This window comes from Rhizobium sp. AC27/96 (assembly GCF_001692325.1).
Taxonomy (GTDB): domain Bacteria; phylum Pseudomonadota; class Alphaproteobacteria; order Rhizobiales; family Rhizobiaceae; genus Rhizobium.
The window spans coordinates 93,242-110,271 of record NZ_LXKN01000075.1 but is presented as its reverse complement, the minus strand read 5'-3'; the positions used below and the strand labels follow the sequence as shown (position 1 = coordinate 110,271).

Here is a 17,030-nt window from a genome sequence, read left to right as displayed (position 1 = left end):
AATTCATGCTGACAGTCGAAAACGCAAATCTGCATTATGGCGCCGCACAGGCGCTGCGCGGCATCTCCGTCAAGGCCGGGATGGGCAAGATCACCTGCGTGCTCGGGCGTAACGGAGTCGGCAAGAGTTCGCTTCTGCGTGCCGTCACCGGCCAGCACGCGCTGTCGGCGGGAACAGTCGCCTTCAACGGCGTGACGCTGAACGGCATGGCGCCCTTTGCCCGCGCCAAGCAAGGTATCGGTTACGTGCCGCAGGGCCGTGAGATCTTTCCTCTGCTCACCGTCAAGGAGAATCTGGAGAGCGGATATGCGCCGCTCCCCCGCCGCGACCGGACGATCCCCGATGATATCTACAGCCTGTTTCCGGTGCTGAAATCCATGCTGTCGCGACGCGGTGGCGATCTCTCGGGTGGCCAGCAGCAGCAATTGGCCATCGGGCGGGCGATGGTGACGCGGCCGAAGATCCTGGTGCTGGACGAGCCGACCGAGGGCATTCAGCCCTCAATCATCAAGGATATCGGCCGGGCGATCCGTTATCTCAGAGACTCCACCGGTATGGCGATCCTGCTGGTCGAGCAATATCTCGATTTCTGCCGCGAGCTTGCCGATTACGTCTACATCATGGATCGCGGCGAGATCGTGCATGAGGGGTTGGCCGAGACGCTGGATACGCCGGAGGCTCGCCGGCATCTGACGGTCTGAGGCGTGCCTTTCTTTTCGGCGTTTGACGAAAAATGAAGCGGCTCACGCCCATGGCAGGCCGCTCCGGCGGGCTATCGCATAAGGCACAGAAATTGCTTGCGTTTATTCCTTGTCGGGTCTCAATGATCCGACATCGGCATGATGTGGTAAACGGAGAGACGGAATGGCGATGGCAGCGGCGAGCACGAGACCGCAGAGGGCGCGGGGTCGCGGCCATCTGGCGGCCAAGTTGCTTGGCGGCCGCACGCGCCTTGCCGAGCTCTTTCAGGAAGGTGCGGCGAAGATCCGGCTGCCTGAAACCTTCGACAGTTCCATGGAGGCGGTCATCATCAATACGGCTGGCGGCCTCACCGGCGGCGACCAGATGGACTGGAGCATCGTTGCAGCACCAGGCACGCGCATCGATGTGACCACGCAGGCCTGCGAGAAGATCTACAAGGCTTCGGCCGACACCGCCACGGTGCAGACCTCCATCAAAGTCGGCGCCGGCGCGCGCGTCGATTGGCTGCCGCAGGAAACCATTCTGTTTGACCGCGCCTCGCTGTCGCGTAAACTCAATGTCGAACTCGACGCTTCAGCCGAATTTCTCGCCGTCGAGGCTATCCTGCTCGGGCGCAAAGCCATGGGTGAAGCAATGGCTGAGGGATTGTTCCGTGATCGCTGGCGTATCCGTCGCGAGGGACGGCTGATCCATGCCGAGGAGCTGCGGCTCGATGGTGATATCGCGGCCTTGACGGCAAGGAGTGCCGTATTGGGCGGTCAGGTAGCCTTCGCGACACTGCTTTATGCCGGGCCGCTCGCGGAAACCTATCTCCACCAGGTTCGGCCGCTCGTCGTAAGCCATGTTGGAGGCGTCAGTCACTGGAGCGACAAGCTTGTGGTGCGGCTTGCCGCCGCCGATGGCTTTGCGCTGAGAAAAATCCTGATCCCGATCATTTCCGCCTTGCGCAATGGTGCGCCTGTGCCGAAAGTCTGGAACCTGTAGTCCCCGGAGCCGGATGATTTCAGGCCTGCTTGACCTGAAATCATCCGGCTACAAAATCGAAGAAGTAGAACATGATGTCGTCCGTAAACTGCTCACACGTTTCGGCATCATGCTCCAAGAACAGCAATCACGTAGGTAGGCGATGAACCTTACTTTGAGAGAAAAAGACAAGCTGCTGATTTCCATGGCGGCGATGGTGGCACGGCGGCGGCTGGAGCGCGGCGTCAAGCTCAACCATCCCGAAGCCATCGCGCTGATCAGTGATTTCGTGGTCGAGGGTGCCCGCGATGGCCGTCCGGTTGCCGAGCTGATGGAGGCAGGCGCTCATGTCATCACCCGCGATCAGGTGATGGAGGGCATTGCCGAGATGATTCACGATGTTCAGGTGGAGGCGACGTTCCCGGACGGAACCAAGCTGGTGACCGTCCACGAACCGATCCGGTAACGCCGCGATGCTGGAGCTCAGACCCAATTGCGAATGCTGCGACAGGAACTTGCCGCCGGAAAGCCTCGACGCGATGATCTGCACCTTCGAGTGCACGTTCTGCGCCGATTGCGTCGGCAATGTTCTCGGCGGCATCTGCCCGAATTGCGGTGGTGAGTTCGTCCAGCGGCCCATTCGCCCGGTGACGCTGCTGGCGAAATATCCCGCTTCGACCAAGCGTATTCTGAAAGCTGAGGGCTGTGCGCCCGTCCGGGCTGCATAAGGAAAAAGATCATGATCCCAGGTGAAGTCATTACCGCAAGCGGCGATATCGAGCTGAACGTCGGGGCCGCCACCGTGATGCTGGAAGTTTCCAACACCGGCGACCGTCCGGTGCAGGTCGGCAGCCACTATCATTTTGCCGAGACCAATGGCGGCCTGGCCTTTGATCGCGACAAGGCGAAGGGTATGCGGCTGGATATTCCAGCCGGCACGGCCGTGCGTTTCGAGCCCGGCCAGACTCGCCAGGTGACGCTCATCCCTCTATCCGGCAAGCGCGAAGTCTACGGCTTTCGCCAACAGATCATGGGCAAGCTCTAGGCTCGGGAGGAGGAGTTATGTCAATGAAATTGTTTGCATCTGCTGCATTCTTTGCAGCGACTTTGATGTGCGGCGCAGCCTTCGCGCAGAGCGACGCGGACGAACCGAATATCGATTGTTCGAAGGCCGAGGCGCAGACGGATCTGAATATCTGTGCGGCGCGCGATTTCGACACGGCCGACAAGGCGCTGAACGCGCAATACAAGAAAACGCGCGCTGCGATGGTCGCGATCGATGCCGATCTGGATAACGATATGAAAGGGGCCGAAAAGGCACTCCTGAAGGCGCAGCGGGCCTGGGTGGATTATCGCGACGGCGAATGCGAGGCGGCAGGCTTCCAGGCGCGGGGCGGATCGATGGAGCCGATGCTGATATCCGGCTGCAAGGCGGACTTGACCAAAAAGCGGACGAAGGAACTGAAGGAACTTGCAGACGGGATCGGAGGCGATCAGTGAGCGCAAGGCGCACGGTGATGATCGTCGGCAATGGTGAGATCGCGGCGGGTGCGGCTGCCATGATCGATGCCGCCGACAAGGTCATCCGCTTCAACGATTGCCGCTCGATGGGTGCCGGCGGCAGCCGCACCGATGTCGTCGCGGTCTGTAATACCGGCCGGCCGGCGCGTGCCATGTTGGGATCTGCCGAATGGCGCAAGAGCCCTGCTGTTGCCTCAGCCTCGGAAATCTGGAGCGTGCGGGATCCAGTCAAATTCGCTGCATTGCGCGGGCCGCTGTCGCTTTCACATCCGGAACTCGATGATTTCTGCGACGACTATACCGACCAATTCACGGCTTTCTGCCAGGCGACCGGTAAACGCCATGTCGTCATCGGCCAGTCCATTCATGAGGGCGTCGATCTGGCGCTCGCTGTCCATGAGCCCGGCTCCTATGTGGTGCCGAGCAGCGGCATGATCGTGATTGCCGAGGTGCTGGCGCACCATCCCGACGACGATATCGCCATTACCGGCTTCAGCCATACGGGTTGGGACGAGCATCCTTTTGCCGCCGAGAAGCGGCTGGTGGACAGCTACGTTTCCTCCGGCCGCCTAAGGCGTCTCGCCGATACGAACCCTATCTCTGCCTCCCAAGGAGACTGATCGATGCCCTACAAGATTTCCCGCGCCGCCTATGCCAGCATGTTCGGACCGACGGTCGGCGACAAGGTGCGGCTGGCCGATACCGAATTGTTCATCGAGGTGGAGAAGGACTTCACCACCTATGGCGAGGAAGTGAAGTTCGGGGGCGGCAAGGTCATTCGCGATGGCATGGGGCAGAGCCAGGTGACCCGGGCTGCCGGGGCCGTCGATACGGTCATCACCAATGCCTTGATTGTCGATCATTGGGGGGTGGTGAAGGCAGATATCGGCTTGAAGGACGGCCGCATCGTCGCGATCGGCAAGGCTGGCAATCCGGATACGCAGCCTGGGGTCAACATCATCGTCGGACCAGGCACGGAGGCGATTGCGGGTGAGGGCAAGATCGTTACCGCCGGCGGCATGGACAGCCATATCCATTTCATCTGCCCGCAGCAGATTGAAGAAGCGCTGATGTCCGGCATCACCACCATGCTTGGCGGTGGCACCGGACCGGCGCATGGGACGCTGGCGACCACCTGCACGCCGGGACCCTGGCATCTGGCGCGCATGATCGAATCTTTCGATGCCTTCCCCATGAATATCGGCCTCTCGGCCAAGGGCAATGCCTCGCTGCCGGCAGCGCTGGAAGAGATGGTGCTTGGCGGCGCCTGTGCGCTGAAGTTGCACGAGGACTGGGGCACGACGCCGGCGGCCATCGACTGCTGCCTGAGCGTAGCCGACGAATATGACGTGCAGGTTATGATCCACACGGATACGTTGAATGAAAGCGGTTTCGTGGAGGATACGATCGGCGCCATCAAGGGCCGTACGATCCATGCTTTTCACACAGAAGGCGCCGGCGGCGGCCACGCGCCTGACATCATCAAGATCTGCGGCCAGTCCAACGTCATCCCGTCTTCGACCAACCCGACGCGGCCCTATACGGTTAACACCATTGCCGAACATCTCGACATGTTGATGGTTTGCCATCACCTGTCGCCGTCGATCCCGGAAGACATCGCTTTTGCCGAAAGCCGTATCCGCAAGGAGACCATCGCCGCCGAGGATATCCTGCACGATATCGGCGCTTTCTCGATCATTTCATCCGACAGCCAGGCCATGGGCCGTGTCGGCGAAGTGGCGATCCGTACCTGGCAGACCGCCGACAAGATGAAGCGCCAGCGTGGCCGGCTCGCTCAGGAGACCGGCGACAACGACAATTTCCGGGTGAAGCGCTATATCGCCAAATATACGATCAACCCGGCCATCGCCCATGGCGTCAGCCATGAGGTAGGATCGATCGAAGTCGGCAAGCGTGCCGATCTGGTACTGTGGAACCCGGCGTTCTTCGGCGTGAAACCCGAGATGGTTCTCCTTGGCGGCTCCATCGCCGCCGCGCCAATGGGCGATCCGAATGCCTCGATCCCGACGCCGCAGCCGATGCACTATCGCCCGATGTTCGGCGCTTATGGCAAGAATCGCACCAATTCCTCGGTGACCTTCGTCTCCCAGGCTGCCTTCGATGCAGGGCTTGCGGCCAAGCTCGGCGTTGCCAAGGCGCTGCTGCCGGTCAGGAACACGCGCGGCGGCATTTCCAAGGCTTCGATGATCCACAATAGCCTCACGCCGCATATCGAGGTGGATCCCGAGACCTATGAAGTGCGGGCCGATGGTGAGCTTCTCACCTGCGAGCCGGCGACGGTGCTACCGATGGCCCAGCGTTATTTCCTGTTTTGACGAAGGCTGTGGAAATCAATTACCAGTGGACGAGAAAGCCCCGGAAACGGGGCTTTCGCCATTTCATGCAGTTAATGCAGCGTTATCAGTGGTTTGTGGAGATAGATCTGCGCCTCACCCTGGATTTCCTGAAAAAGTAGATGCCATCGGCCATCCACGATTGTTCACAAGTTGGGAAATGCACCGCATTTTAATCATTGCGTTAAAGACCTGGAAGCGCCTTCACCCCTATCTCACATGACTGAAACGGTGGCAGGAGAAGGTGAATCGCATGAGACGATGGATTTCGCTGCAAGCTGAGATCGGTAATTTTCAGCATCCGCGTGCGATTTATATTTTCGCGCTTAAGATGAGTTTTGCAGCCGTCATCCTGTCGCTTGTGATCATGATTGCGATGCTTCCCGTGCTGCAATGGTTCGATCTTTTGCCGTTGCCGATCCTCGAGGCAATGCGCTTCGGTGTTCTGCTGGCATGGATCATAGGCGCTACCGTTTCCGGCGCATTGGCGGTGTTCGCCGGGTTTGCGATCCATCGGCTCGCTGTGTCCCGAGCCGAATTCGAACGGCTGAGCCGCACCGATATGCTGTCCGGTCTGCTCAACCGCCGCGCCTTCACCGAAGCCTTGAATGAGGCTGGTCATGACGCCTCGCTGGTGATCTTCGATGTCGACCGGTTCAAGACGATCAATGATCGCTTCGGCCATGCATCCGGCGATGCGGTCATCGCGGCGGTATCGCAGATATTTGCTGACGTCTTCACCGGCGAGGACGTGATTGCCCGTCTTGGCGGCGAGGAATTTGGCGCCATTATTCACGGCGGCGACAATGACGAGCGCATCGCCCGCATCGAGGACATCAAGGAACAGATCGCCAATCATCCGATTGCCGTCGACGGCGGCTCGGTGAAAATCACCATCTCTGCGGGAATTGCGGATATCGGCAAGGATCGAAAGACGGCCGCCGTCTATGCCGCGGCCGACAAGGCGCTCTATCTTGCCAAGACGCTGGGCCGCAATCGCGTCATTCACGAGCGTGAGCGGCTGTCCCAGGTCTGGCATCGTTGCGCGACGGAGCATGAGCACGAAGCCATGACGGATCCTGTGGAACTGCAGCGCTACGTGCAGCGCATGTAGTGTTTGGCAGGCGGCATTGGTGCTTGCACCGGAGGCGACTATTTTGCATGGTCTGGCAGCGTTTTGAATTGGACCTGTCATGCTACACGTAACCTCCTATCTTCCGGCCGGCACTCCTTCTTCCAACCCGATCGATCGTGTCGTACTGCCGCATGATCTACGGCACCTGCGCCGCAAGCTGCTGCATCTCGAAAACGGCGAGATGGTCATGCTCGACCTGAAGGAACCGGTGCTGTTTGCCAATGGCGATCTGCTGGTTCGTGAGGACGGCGAGCTGATCGAGATCGTGGCGGCAGACGAAAAGCTGTTCGAAATCAGGCCGCGCGATCGCCGGCATCTCATTGAGCTTGCCTGGCATCTCGGCAATCGGCATCTGCCGGCGCAGATCGAAGAGGAGCGTATCCTTATCCTGCGTGATCACGTCATCCGCTCCATGCTCGAAGGGCTTGGCGCGACGGTGGCTGAGGTCAGCGAACCCTTCCAGCCGGCGCGCGGCGCCTATCATTCCCATGGCAGCCATTCGCATGGTCACGGCAACGATCATGACCATGGTCACGGGCATGACCACCATTCGCATGATTGAACGATTGTGAGCGAAGAACTGGTATCGGATGGTCGCGATCTGCAGGCGCTTTTGCGCCTGATGGCATGGCTGTCACCCGCTTTTCCGATCGGGTCTTTTGCCTATTCGGGCGGCCTCGAACGCGCGGTGCATGACGGGCTGGTTCACGACAGCAAGAGCCTGAAGGATTGGATCGAGACCATCATCCATCATGGTGCTGTCTGGAATGACGCTGTGCTGCTTGCCGAAGCGCATCATGCTGGAGAAGATGCGCCGCGGCTTGCGGCTGTCGTGGAGCTGGCGGAAGCGCTGGCTGGGTCCAAAGAGCGTCATACCGAGACGATGTTGCTCGGAGAAGCCTTCCTGTCCGCCGCCGGGGCATGGCCGCACGGGATCTTTTCGATCCTGCCGGCAAAGACCGCCTATCCGGTGGCGGTCGGCGCGGTTGCCGGCGCGCACGCTATTCCGGTCGAGAAGGCGCTTGCCGCCTTCCTGCATGCCCTGGCGTCACAGATGCTGTCTGCGGGCATCCGGCTCGGCGTCAGCGGGCAGAAGGACGGAGTTGCCATTCTGGCGGCCCTGGAAGCTGCCATCGCCGATGTGGCGACGCGGGCAGGGCGATCCAATCTCGACGATCTCGGTGCGGCGACGGTGCAGGCGGATATTGCCAGTCTGCGCCATGAAATCCAGAGCACTCGCCTGTTTCGGTCTTGATGCATCGCCCAGGGAAAATCCCGCAATGAAGCAGGATCTACGTCATTCGCCGCTGTGCGGCGGGCGGGCGCTTCGCTATGCTGTTGCTTTATCGGAGTTTTGAGCATGAAATCGAGAAATGGACCTTTGCGCGTCGGCATCGGTGGCCCCGTTGGCTCAGGCAAGACGGCGCTGACGGAGAAGTTGTGCAAGGCGATGCGTGACGACTATTCCGTCGCCGTCGTCACCAATGACATCTACACCACGGAAGATGCGGAAGCGCTGGTGCGCATGCAGGCGCTGCCGTCAGACCGTATCGTCGGCGTTGAAACCGGCGGCTGCCCGCACACGGCCATTCGCGAGGACGCGACGATCAATCTGCAGGCCATCGCCGGCCTCAACGAGCGGCTCCCGGATCTCGACGTCGTCTTCATCGAATCCGGCGGCGACAATCTGGCCGCGACCTTTTCACCTGATCTGGCCGATATCACCATCTACGTCATCTCGGTGTGCCAGGGCGAGGAGATCCCGCGCAAGGGCGGGCCGGGCATCACCAAGTCGGATCTGCTCGTCATCAACAAGAAGGATCTGGCGCCTTTCGTCGAGGTCGATCTCGACGTCATGGATCGTGACGCAACCCGGATGCGGCAGGCTCGCCCCTTCGTGTTTTCCGATATGAAGCGCGGCGAAGGCGTCGGCACGATCGTCAGCTTCCTAAAGGAACAGGGCGGCCTTTGAGCCGCCCTGTCATGATCGGTGTCGTAGCGGCGAGCTGACTGATGTTCAGCTCACGCCAAAGCCTATTCGGCTGCGAGCGGTGGCAAGTTCAGCACGTTCGCGCCGCTTGACCGGCGACCTCTGCCATCCTTGTTCTCAACCATCTCCAGACGCTCCTCGAGAGTGGCCAGCGATTTCCGGTTTTCGTCGATGGCGTTCGCCAGGCTTTCCTTTGTCAGGACTTCGTCATCCGCGTCCTTCTTGCCGACAAGCCTGCCGAAGAGGAAGCCGATCAGGCGCGACAGGTCGTCCATGATCAGGAAGAAGGACGGCACGACCACCAGGCTGAGGACGGTGGAGACAATGATGCCGCCGATCACCGCAATGGCCATGGGCGCGCGGAAGGAGCCGCCTTCGCCAACGCCGAGGGCTGACGGCAGCATGCCGGCCGACATGGCGATCGAGGTCATGATGATCGGGCGCGCACGCTTGCGGCCGGCTTCGACAACCGCTTCCAGCCGCGGCATGCCTTGATGCATCATCTCGATGGCGAAATCGACAAGCAGGATGGCGTTCTTGGTGACGATGCCCATCAGCATGAGAATGCCGATCATCACGGGCATGGACAGCGCATTTCCGGTCAGGATCAATGCCAGCGCCACGCCGCCGATCGCCAATGGCAGCGACAGCAGAATGGTGAAGGGCTGGATTACGTCCTTGAACAGCAGGATCAGCACGGTCAGAACAAGCAGGAGGCCGAGCAGCATGGCATTGCCGAAACTCTGCTGCATTTCCTTCTGCACCTTGGTATCGCCGCTTTCCGCCAGATGCACGGTCGCCGGGATCTTGGCATTGTTGACGATGTTGAGGAAGTGCTCGGAAGCCGTATCCAGCGCCACGCCCTGCGGCAGGTCGGCGCCGATGGAAACGACACGGAAACGGTTGTTGCGCTTGATTGAAGACAGGCCCTCGGAATAGTCGATATCGGCAACGCTTGAGAGCGGCACGGTCGTGGCCGTGGACGCCTGTCCGGTGGTGCCCATGGATGTCTTGATCCGCAACGCACGGATCGCCGCGAGATCGCGACGCATACCAAGCGAGGCCTGAACGCGGATCGGTATCTGGCGATCGTCAAGCGAAATCTTCGCCAGCGAAGCGTCGATATCGCCGATGGTGGCCACGCGCACCGTATCGGAAATCATCTGCGGGGTGATGCCGAGGCGTGCCGCCTCATCCTTGCGCGGATAGATCTGCAGTTCGGGACGCGGCAGGGCACCGTCGGCGCTGACATTGGCGAGCGCCGGATCGGTACGCAGCTTTGCTTCCAGAATGCCGACAGCCTGGTTCAGATCCTTCTCGTTGCGGGAGAGGAAGTTATAGGTCAGGTCGCGGTCGCCACGATCGTTGAGTTTGGTGATGCGGACGTCGGGGATATCCCGCAGCTTTGCAAAGACTTCCTTTTCCACATCCCATTGCGGACGCTCGCGGCCGTGCACGGTGACTTTCGGCAGGTGAGGGCCGATCACGGGCAGCGAGCCGAGCGTGTCGTTCACCAGTTTCTTGACGAGCGACTGATCGAGCTTGCCAAGCGTCAGTGTTACCGTTGCGCGCCGCAGTTCGAGATCGCCCTTCGGCGAAGCGCCACCGAGAACGAAGACGTTCTGGACACCGTTGATTCCCTTGACCCGCCGGTAGATCTCGTTCGTTGCCTTCTCGGTGTCTTCGAGCCGCGCATTCGGCGGCAGTTCGGCAGAGAGCACGATGCGCGAGGAGTCATCCGGCGGGATGAAGCTGCCGGGTACGAACATGACGAGCGCAACAACCGAGGCGATGGAGAAGGCGAAAGCCGCGACCAGCGTCGGATAGCGCGTATACCAGCGCTTCGTCGTTATCCGCACCAGCCAGCTATAGCCGCGCATGAGCCGACCGTCATTGTCGTGGTGATCGTCAACGCCGTCTTCTGCCCGCATGAGATAGGCGGCCATCATCGGCGTGATCAGACGCGCCACAAGCAGCGAGAAGAACACCGAGAAGGCGACGGTGAGGCCGAACTGGATGAAATACTGGCCCGGAATGCCCGGCATGAAGGAGACCGGCACGAAGACCGCGATGATGGTGAAGGTCGTCGCGATGACGGCCAGCCCAATTTCATCGGCAGCATCGATGGCCGCGCGATACGGCGTCTTGCCCATCTTGATATGGCGGGCAATGTTCTCGATCTCGACGATGGCGTCGTCGACGAGAATGCCGGTTGCCAGCGTCAGCGCCAGGAAGCTGATGAGGTTCAGCGAGAAGCCGATCTGCGCCATGATCCAGAATGTCGGAATGGCCGAGAGTGGCAAGGCAACCGCGGAAATCAGCGTCGCTCGCCAGTTCCTCAGGAAGAGGAAGACGACGAGAACCGCCAGCAATGCGCCTTCGAGCAGCGTATGCATCGCCGCTTCGTAGTTGCCGTAGGTGTAGTAGACGGAGTCGTCGATCATCTCGATCGAGACGTTCGGGTTTTCGGTGCGAACCTTGTCCAGCGTGTCGCCGACGGTCTTCGCGACAGTCACTTCGCTGGCGCCCTTGGCGCGGAACACGCCGAAGGTGACGACAGGCGTGCTGTTGAACCGCGAGAACGACTTCGGCTCCTGGTAGGTGTCCTTGATCACGCCGAGATCGGAGAGCTTGACGAAACGGCCGTTAGTGAGCGCGATCGTGGTATCGGCGAGCTGCGCGACATTGCGGGCATCGCCGAGAACGCGGATCGCCTGCTCGCTGCCAGCGACCTGACCACGGCCGGAACCGAGGTCGATGTTGGTGCCGCGCAACTGCTGGCTCACCGACAGAGCGGTAATGCCGTAGGCGTTCAGCTTGTTCGGATCGAGCTCGATGCGGACTTCGCGGTCGGCGCCGCCGTAGCGATCGACGCGGCCGATGCCGGCCTGGCCCTGCAGGGCGCGCTTGACGGTGTCGTCGACGAACCAGGACAGTTCTTCCAAGGTCATGTTCGGCGAGGAAACGGCAAAGCTCTGGATCGCCTGACCTTCGACGTCGACCTTCGAAACGATGGGCTCATCGATCGTGGATGGCAGGTTGCCGCGGATGCGGTCGATGGCGTCCTTGGTATCCTGAACGGCCTGCTGCGTCGGCACTTCCAGACGGAAGATGACGACGGTCTGCGACTGGCCGTCGGTCACGGTCGACTGTATTTCGTCGATGCCGTTGATGCCGGCGACGGCGTCTTCAACCTCTTTCGTTACCTGCATTTCAAGCTCGGCGGGCGAAGCGCCGCTCTGCGTCACGGTGACGTTGACGACAGGTACGTCGATGTTCGGAAACCGGGTAATCGGCAGATTGAAGAAGGCGTGTGCGCCCACCACCATCAGCAGGAAAAAGCCGAGAAGCGGGGCGATCGGATTTCGGATGGACCAGGCTGAGAAGTTCATATTGCCGTTCTCGCTCAGTTGGAGGCTTGCGACGCATCACGCACGGGCGTGATATGGTCGCCATCGCGGACATAGGCGCCGGCCTTGGCGACGACATCTTCACCGGCCTTCAGACCCTTGAGGATCTCGACATAGGCTCCGTCCTGAATACCGGTCTCGACGTTGACGAATTTGACGACGCCGTTTTCGACCTTGCGGGCGGAAGAGCCGCTTTCATCGCTGTTGACGGCCGTCAGCGGCAGGGCAACGCCTTCTTCCTGGCGGATGACGATTTCGGCGCTGCCATACATGCCGGCGCGTGCCTTGTCGCCTTCGTTGATGGTGATATGCACCGCGCCGAGGCGAGTGAGGGAGTCGACGATCGGTGCGACCAGGCGCACGGTGCCGGTCAGCTTTTCGCGGCTGCCCGACAGCGAGATCAGGGCCTTCTGCCCGATGACGATCTTGGTGATGTCGCTTTCGGAAACATCGACCACCAGTTCGAGCTGGCTGTCACGGATGATGGTGAAGAGCGGATCGCCATTGCCATTGGCGATGGCGCCGACGCGAGCGTTGCGCGAGGCGACGGTGCCGGCGACAGGGGTCTTGATGCCGGTGCGGGCGAGCTTCAGGTCGGTATCGGCGATCTGGCTGTCGGTGACCTTGAGGTCGGCCTCGGACACCGCGATTGCCTGTTCTGCGGATCCGACGCGGGCCTTGTTGGCCGCTGCCGCCGCATTGGCCTGTTCGACGGAGGAGGTCGACATCGTGCCCTTGGCACCCATGGTGACGGCGCGGACGCGTTGCAATTCGGCCTCTTCCGCATTGGCGCGAGCCTCGGCTAGCTGCGCATGCAGCTGGGCAAGGCTTGCTTCGCCCTTGGCGCGCGTTGCCTGCATCTGGCTCTTCTGCAGGATCAGGGCGTCTTCGTTCAAGGTGGCGAGCGTGCTGTTCGCCTCGACCTTGTCGCCGACATCGGCGTTGAGCGTGCGGATCGAGAGGCCGTCCACCTGCGGCTGTATGTAGACTTCCTCGACGGCCTTCACCGTGCCTGTCGCAACGACCTTGTCCGTCAGTTTGCGCATCTCGGCGGTGGTGATGACGATTGCGGGAAGGTTCTGCTTCGGCGCGGTAACGACGGGTTCCTCGGCCAGTGCGGCGGGCGCTGCCAGCAGGGAAAGCATGATTGCAGTCGTGCTTAGTAGTCTAAACGGCGTGGAGGCCATGCGTCCGGTTCCAGTTCGGCATTGTGGTCAAAGGGATTTCGCTGTTATCCGTCGCGAACACGGGGGATCAATGCATGCGAGCCGGCTCATCCGGCGGATAAACATCCGTCTGTCATGGCTGCAGGTCCCCAATCCTAAATTCGCTCCTGTACATGGGAGCGGTTTTCAAATCTCGCAAGATCACGAGAAAATGATTTTACGAGTATTTCTACTGATTGCAGCTTTGCGAAGCAATCACGGCATTGTGATGTCAGCATTCCAATAGTTGATAGCTGACGCCTTTTAGGCAAACGCCACGGCAAAGCCAGCTTTTTGTTGCCGCTGTTACAAAATGAAAAAAACGCGCGAAGCCTGGACCTCGCGCGTTTTGATTGCCGTTGCTGCCTGAACTACTTCAGGGCCGCGTCCGTGATCTCATGGGTATAGGCACCCGTCGGCTTCTTGTTGATGATCTTCTGGTCGAGCAGGGCTTCGACGGTACGATCATAGAGTTTTGCGTCGAGCTTGCCGCTGCCGATCAGCTTGGCGACTTCGCTCATCATGCGCTTCTGATGGTTCTCGTCCTGGCCGCCATTGTCCATGACGATTTCAGCGGCTTCATCCGGGTGCTCGACGGCATATTTCCAGCCCTTCATCGAGGCGCGGACGAACTTGACCATATCGGCCTTGAACTTCGGGTCCTTCAGCTTGTCCTCGTTGACATAGAGACCGTCTTCCAGAAGGTCGATGCCAAGCTTGGTGTAGTTGAAGACGGTGAGGTCTTCCGGCTTGAAACCGGCATCGATCGCCTGCCAGTATTCATTATAGGTCATGACCGAGATGCAATCGGCCTGCTTCTGTACGAGCGGCTGAACGTCGAAGCTCTGCTTCAGAACGGTGACGCCGTCCTTGCCGCCATCGGTTTTCAGGCCGATCTTGTGCATCCAGGCGAAGAACGGATATTCGTTGCCGAAGAACCAGACGCCGAGCGTGTGGCCCTTGAAGTCGGCTTCGGTCTTCACCGGGCCGTCCTTCGGGCAGATCAGTTCCAGGCCGGATTTGTCGTAGGGCTGAGCGATGTTGATCAGCGGCACACCCTTTTCGCGGGCGACCAGAGCGCCGCCCATCCAGTCGACGATGACATCGGCGCCGCCGCCGGCGATTACCTGCTCGGGAGCAATGTCCGGGCCGCCCGGCTTGATATCGACGTCAAGACCTTCTTCCTTGTAGAAGCCCTTGTCCTTGGCGACGAAATAGCCGCCGAACTGGCCCTGTGCCACCCACTTCAATTGCAGCGTCACCTTGTCGGCAGCGGATGCTGCCTGCGCGGCGGCGAGCGCCATCGCGCTTGCCATCAATGCAATCATCAGTTTTTTCATGTTCTACCCTTTCCCTCTGAAGTTACGCCTTGATCCCTTGGCCAGGATCTTAGGCTACGTCTTTCCACCACGGATAGACGGATGCCAGAATGTCGTCATCCTCTCGAGAATGGCGACGATCCCGTAGAAGACGGATCCCGCAATCGCTGCAACCGCGATTTCCGCCCAGACCATGTCGAGATTCAATCGACCATTTTCGGTCGAAATACGAAACCCCATACCCGACATGGGTGTACCAAAGAACTCCGCCACGATGGCACCGATCATGGCCAAGGTCGAGTTGATCTTCAGTGCATTGAAAATAAAGGGTGCGGCAGCCGGCAGGCGCAGTTTGAACAATGTCTGCCAATAGCTCGACGCGTAGGTGCGCATGAGGTCGCGCTCGATGTTGCCGGCGGCGGCAAGGCCTGCCACCGTGTTCACCAGCATCGGAAAGAAGGTCATGATGACGACGACGGCAGCCTTGGACTGCCAATCGAAGCCGAACCACATGACCATGATCGGGGCAACGCCGATAATGGGCAGAGCCGAGACGAAATTGCCAATGGGCAACAGGCCGCGACGCAGGAAGGCGAAGCGATCGGCGAGGATGGCGACGATGAAGCCACTCGCACAGCCGATGATGTAGCCGATCAGCACGGACCGGAAGATCGTTTGCTCCACGTCGGTCCACAAGGTTGGAAGCGAGCCGGCAATTCTCGCCCCAATGGAGCTCGGGGGCGGCAGCAAGACCAGGGAGACGCCCGCGCCGCGTGTCACGGCTTCCCAGATGATCAGAATCCAGGCACCGAAAATCGCCGGGATGAGCAACCGGAGGCCATAATTGCCGAGATCGGAGCGTGGGCGGATGGATGAGAGCACCGAGACGCAGCGCCAGGCCAGAAGCCAGCCGGCGGCAATGAGCACGAAGAAGGTGAGCTGCGCTTTGCCTTCATTGCCGGTCAGTCCCGACAACAGCAGCCAGGCAGCGCCATGCGCACCGATGAAAAGCGTTGCAGCCAGCAGAACCGGTCCCAAACCGGTGAAAGAGGCCACGGCGGATGCGATGAGCAGCAGGAAGATGAGGATCGTCATGCCACCAGTAAAGGGGAAGGCGGCATCGGCTGCGAATAGCGGCAGCATGGCGACTGCTGCTGCACAAAGGAGGAGGGCGAGCGCGCCTTGCCAGGAGAAACGAAGAGCCTTCATGCGGGCCGGCCTCCCATCGAATGATTGACGATGCGCGCGGCAATGTTGACGACGGCGACAAGGATTGCTGCCAGCACCGAACCGGCAACGAGTGCCGCCCAGATGTCGATCGTCTGGCTGTAGTAGGAGCCAGCGAGCAGCTTGGCGCCGATGCCGGCGACGGCTCCCGTCGGAAGTTCGCCGACGATGGTGCCGACGAGGCTAGCAGCAATCGCCACCTTCATCGATGTGAACAGGAAAGGGATGGAAGCGGGTACGCGCAGCTTCCAGAAGGTCTGCGATGCGCTGGCATTATAGGTGCGCATCAGGTCGAGATGCATGACCTCCGGAGAGCGGAGCCCCTTGGTCATGCCGACCGTGACGGGGAAAAACGACAGATAGGTGGAAATGAGCGCTTTCGGGATCAGCCCGTCGATGCCCAAGGCACTGAAGACGACGATGATCGTCGGTGCGATCGCCAGGATGGGGATAGTCTGCGATGCAATGATCCAGGGCATCAGACTGCGATCGAGAGCCACCAGATGCACGATGCCGACGGCAAAGAGAATGCCGAGTATCGTTCCGAAGGCAAAGCCAACGGCGGTCGGAGCAAGCGTCACCCAGGCATTGTAGACGAGGCTGCGGTTGCTTGTGGGAGCGCGAAGGAAGGTGTTTTCAAACACATTTTGCGCCACCTGATGCGGTGCGGGCAGGATCGGCTTTGGCTGTGTCAGCGTCTTGCCGATGAATTCGACCGTTGTCGAGGTGACGTTGGCACGGCGGTCGAGATCGCGCTGGAACGGCGCGTTGAGGATGACGGCGAAGACATACCAGAGCAGCAGGATCGCCAGCACGATGGTCGCGACCGGCACGAACTTGTGCTTGAAGAATTGTTCCTTCTCCATGATCACGCCCTCCCTTGTGCCGGAAGCAGCATCAGCGCCATGGCGAGGATGCCAAGCCCGACGCCGGCCAGCTGCGGCAGGCTCAACCGCTCACCGAAGACGATGAAGGCGATGATGTTGACGGCGATGAGCTGGGCGATGGAGGAGGCAGATATTGCCAGACCCAAGCCACCCTCACGCATCAGGCGCACCATCATCAGGTTGCCGATGCAATAGAGAATGAGCGCCAGGATCAGCACTAGTAGGTTGTTGTTGGCGATATAGGCGCGCGAGGCTGTGGCGCCGCTGATGAAGATCGCCATCGCGCCGAGAAGCCAGAGGAGGAATTGCGGGTTCAT

Annotated in this window: 18 protein-coding genes; 12 read left to right on the top strand and 6 right to left on the bottom strand. The window is 60.3% G+C overall.

The features are described from left to right. Positions 1–5 precede the first annotated feature (5 nt). The 12 genes from urtE (at position 6) to ureG (ending at position 8,647) form a co-directional block, all read left to right on the top strand. Positions 6–701, top strand: coding sequence for an urea ABC transporter ATP-binding subunit UrtE (urtE, locus tag A6U86_RS34025; protein WP_068401485.1), 696 nt, complete (start codon positions 6–8; stop codon positions 699–701). 163 nt (positions 702–864) lie between these two features. After that, complete coding sequence (locus A6U86_RS34020; protein WP_068401483.1) at positions 865–1,686, top strand: urease accessory protein UreD; 822 nt, start codon at positions 865–867, stop codon at positions 1,684–1,686. Positions 1,687–1,828: 142 nt separating this feature from the next. Next, on the top strand, positions 1,829–2,131 hold the full coding sequence (locus A6U86_RS34015; protein WP_068401481.1) for an urease subunit gamma: 303 nt from the start codon (positions 1,829–1,831) through the stop codon (positions 2,129–2,131). 7 nt (positions 2,132–2,138) lie between these two features. Next, the gene (locus A6U86_RS34010; protein ID WP_068401479.1) at positions 2,139–2,393 is read left to right on the top strand and encodes a DUF1272 domain-containing protein; all 255 of its coding nucleotides are present in this window, start codon (positions 2,139–2,141) and stop codon (positions 2,391–2,393) included. Between the two features lie 11 nt (positions 2,394–2,404). Continuing rightward, positions 2,405–2,710, top strand: a complete 306-nt coding sequence (locus A6U86_RS34005) for an urease subunit beta (RefSeq protein WP_068401478.1) — start codon at positions 2,405–2,407, stop codon at positions 2,708–2,710. Positions 2,711–2,775: 65 nt separating this feature from the next. Then, positions 2,776–3,165 (top strand): lysozyme inhibitor LprI family protein, encoded by a 390-nt coding sequence (locus tag A6U86_RS34000; RefSeq protein WP_244510156.1) that lies wholly within the window; start codon positions 2,776–2,778, stop codon positions 3,163–3,165. Positions 3,166–3,182: 17 nt separating this feature from the next. Then, the gene (locus tag A6U86_RS33995; protein ID WP_068401476.1) at positions 3,183–3,806 is read left to right on the top strand and encodes a Urease operon accessory protein; all 624 of its coding nucleotides are present in this window, start codon (positions 3,183–3,185) and stop codon (positions 3,804–3,806) included. 3 nt (positions 3,807–3,809) lie between these two features. Continuing rightward, the gene (ureC, locus tag A6U86_RS33990; protein WP_068401475.1) at positions 3,810–5,522 is read left to right on the top strand and encodes an urease subunit alpha; all 1,713 of its coding nucleotides are present in this window, start codon (positions 3,810–3,812) and stop codon (positions 5,520–5,522) included. Between the two features lie 349 nt (positions 5,523–5,871). Beyond that, positions 5,872–6,654, top strand: coding sequence for a GGDEF domain-containing protein (locus A6U86_RS33985; RefSeq protein ID WP_244510153.1), 783 nt, complete (start codon positions 5,872–5,874; stop codon positions 6,652–6,654). 79 nt (positions 6,655–6,733) lie between these two features. Then, entirely contained in the window at positions 6,734–7,237 is a 504-nt protein-coding gene (gene ureE / locus A6U86_RS33980; RefSeq protein ID WP_068401473.1) for an urease accessory protein UreE, read from the top strand. A gap of 60 nt (positions 7,238–7,297) precedes the next feature. After that, the gene (locus A6U86_RS33975) at positions 7,298–7,930 is read left to right on the top strand and encodes an urease accessory protein UreF (RefSeq protein ID WP_068401774.1); all 633 of its coding nucleotides are present in this window, start codon (positions 7,298–7,300) and stop codon (positions 7,928–7,930) included. A 105-nt stretch (positions 7,931–8,035) separates the two neighbouring features. Continuing rightward, positions 8,036–8,647 carry an urease accessory protein UreG gene (ureG, locus tag A6U86_RS33970; RefSeq protein WP_068401472.1) on the top strand — a complete coding sequence of 204 codons (612 nt, stop codon included), beginning with the start codon at positions 8,036–8,038 and terminating at the stop codon, positions 8,645–8,647. A 62-nt stretch (positions 8,648–8,709) separates the two neighbouring features. Here the strand turns inward: ureG and A6U86_RS33965 are convergent, their stop codons facing one another. The 6 genes from A6U86_RS33965 to A6U86_RS33940 form a co-directional block, all read right to left on the bottom strand. After that, positions 8,710–12,057, bottom strand: coding sequence for an efflux RND transporter permease subunit (locus tag A6U86_RS33965; RefSeq protein ID WP_068401471.1), 3,348 nt, complete (start codon positions 12,055–12,057; stop codon positions 8,710–8,712). A 14-nt stretch (positions 12,058–12,071) separates the two neighbouring features. After that, entirely contained in the window at positions 12,072–13,262 is a 1,191-nt protein-coding gene (locus tag A6U86_RS33960) for an efflux RND transporter periplasmic adaptor subunit (protein WP_068401469.1), read from the bottom strand. A gap of 389 nt (positions 13,263–13,651) precedes the next feature. Beyond that, positions 13,652–14,620 carry an ABC transporter substrate-binding protein gene (locus tag A6U86_RS33955; RefSeq protein ID WP_068401468.1) on the bottom strand — a complete coding sequence of 323 codons (969 nt, stop codon included), beginning with the start codon at positions 14,618–14,620 and terminating at the stop codon, positions 13,652–13,654. 54 nt (positions 14,621–14,674) lie between these two features. After that, positions 14,675–15,808 (bottom strand): ABC transporter permease, encoded by a 1,134-nt coding sequence (locus tag A6U86_RS33950; RefSeq protein ID WP_068401467.1) that lies wholly within the window; start codon positions 15,806–15,808, stop codon positions 14,675–14,677. Next, positions 15,805–16,692 carry an ABC transporter permease gene (locus A6U86_RS33945; RefSeq protein ID WP_068401466.1) on the bottom strand — a complete coding sequence of 296 codons (888 nt, stop codon included), beginning with the start codon at positions 16,690–16,692 and terminating at the stop codon, positions 15,805–15,807. The genes A6U86_RS33950 and A6U86_RS33945 overlap by 4 nt, the downstream gene beginning before the upstream one ends. 2 nt (positions 16,693–16,694) lie before the next feature. After that, positions 16,695–17,030 carry a hypothetical protein gene (locus A6U86_RS33940; protein WP_068401464.1) on the bottom strand — a complete coding sequence of 112 codons (336 nt, stop codon included), beginning with the start codon at positions 17,028–17,030 and terminating at the stop codon, positions 16,695–16,697.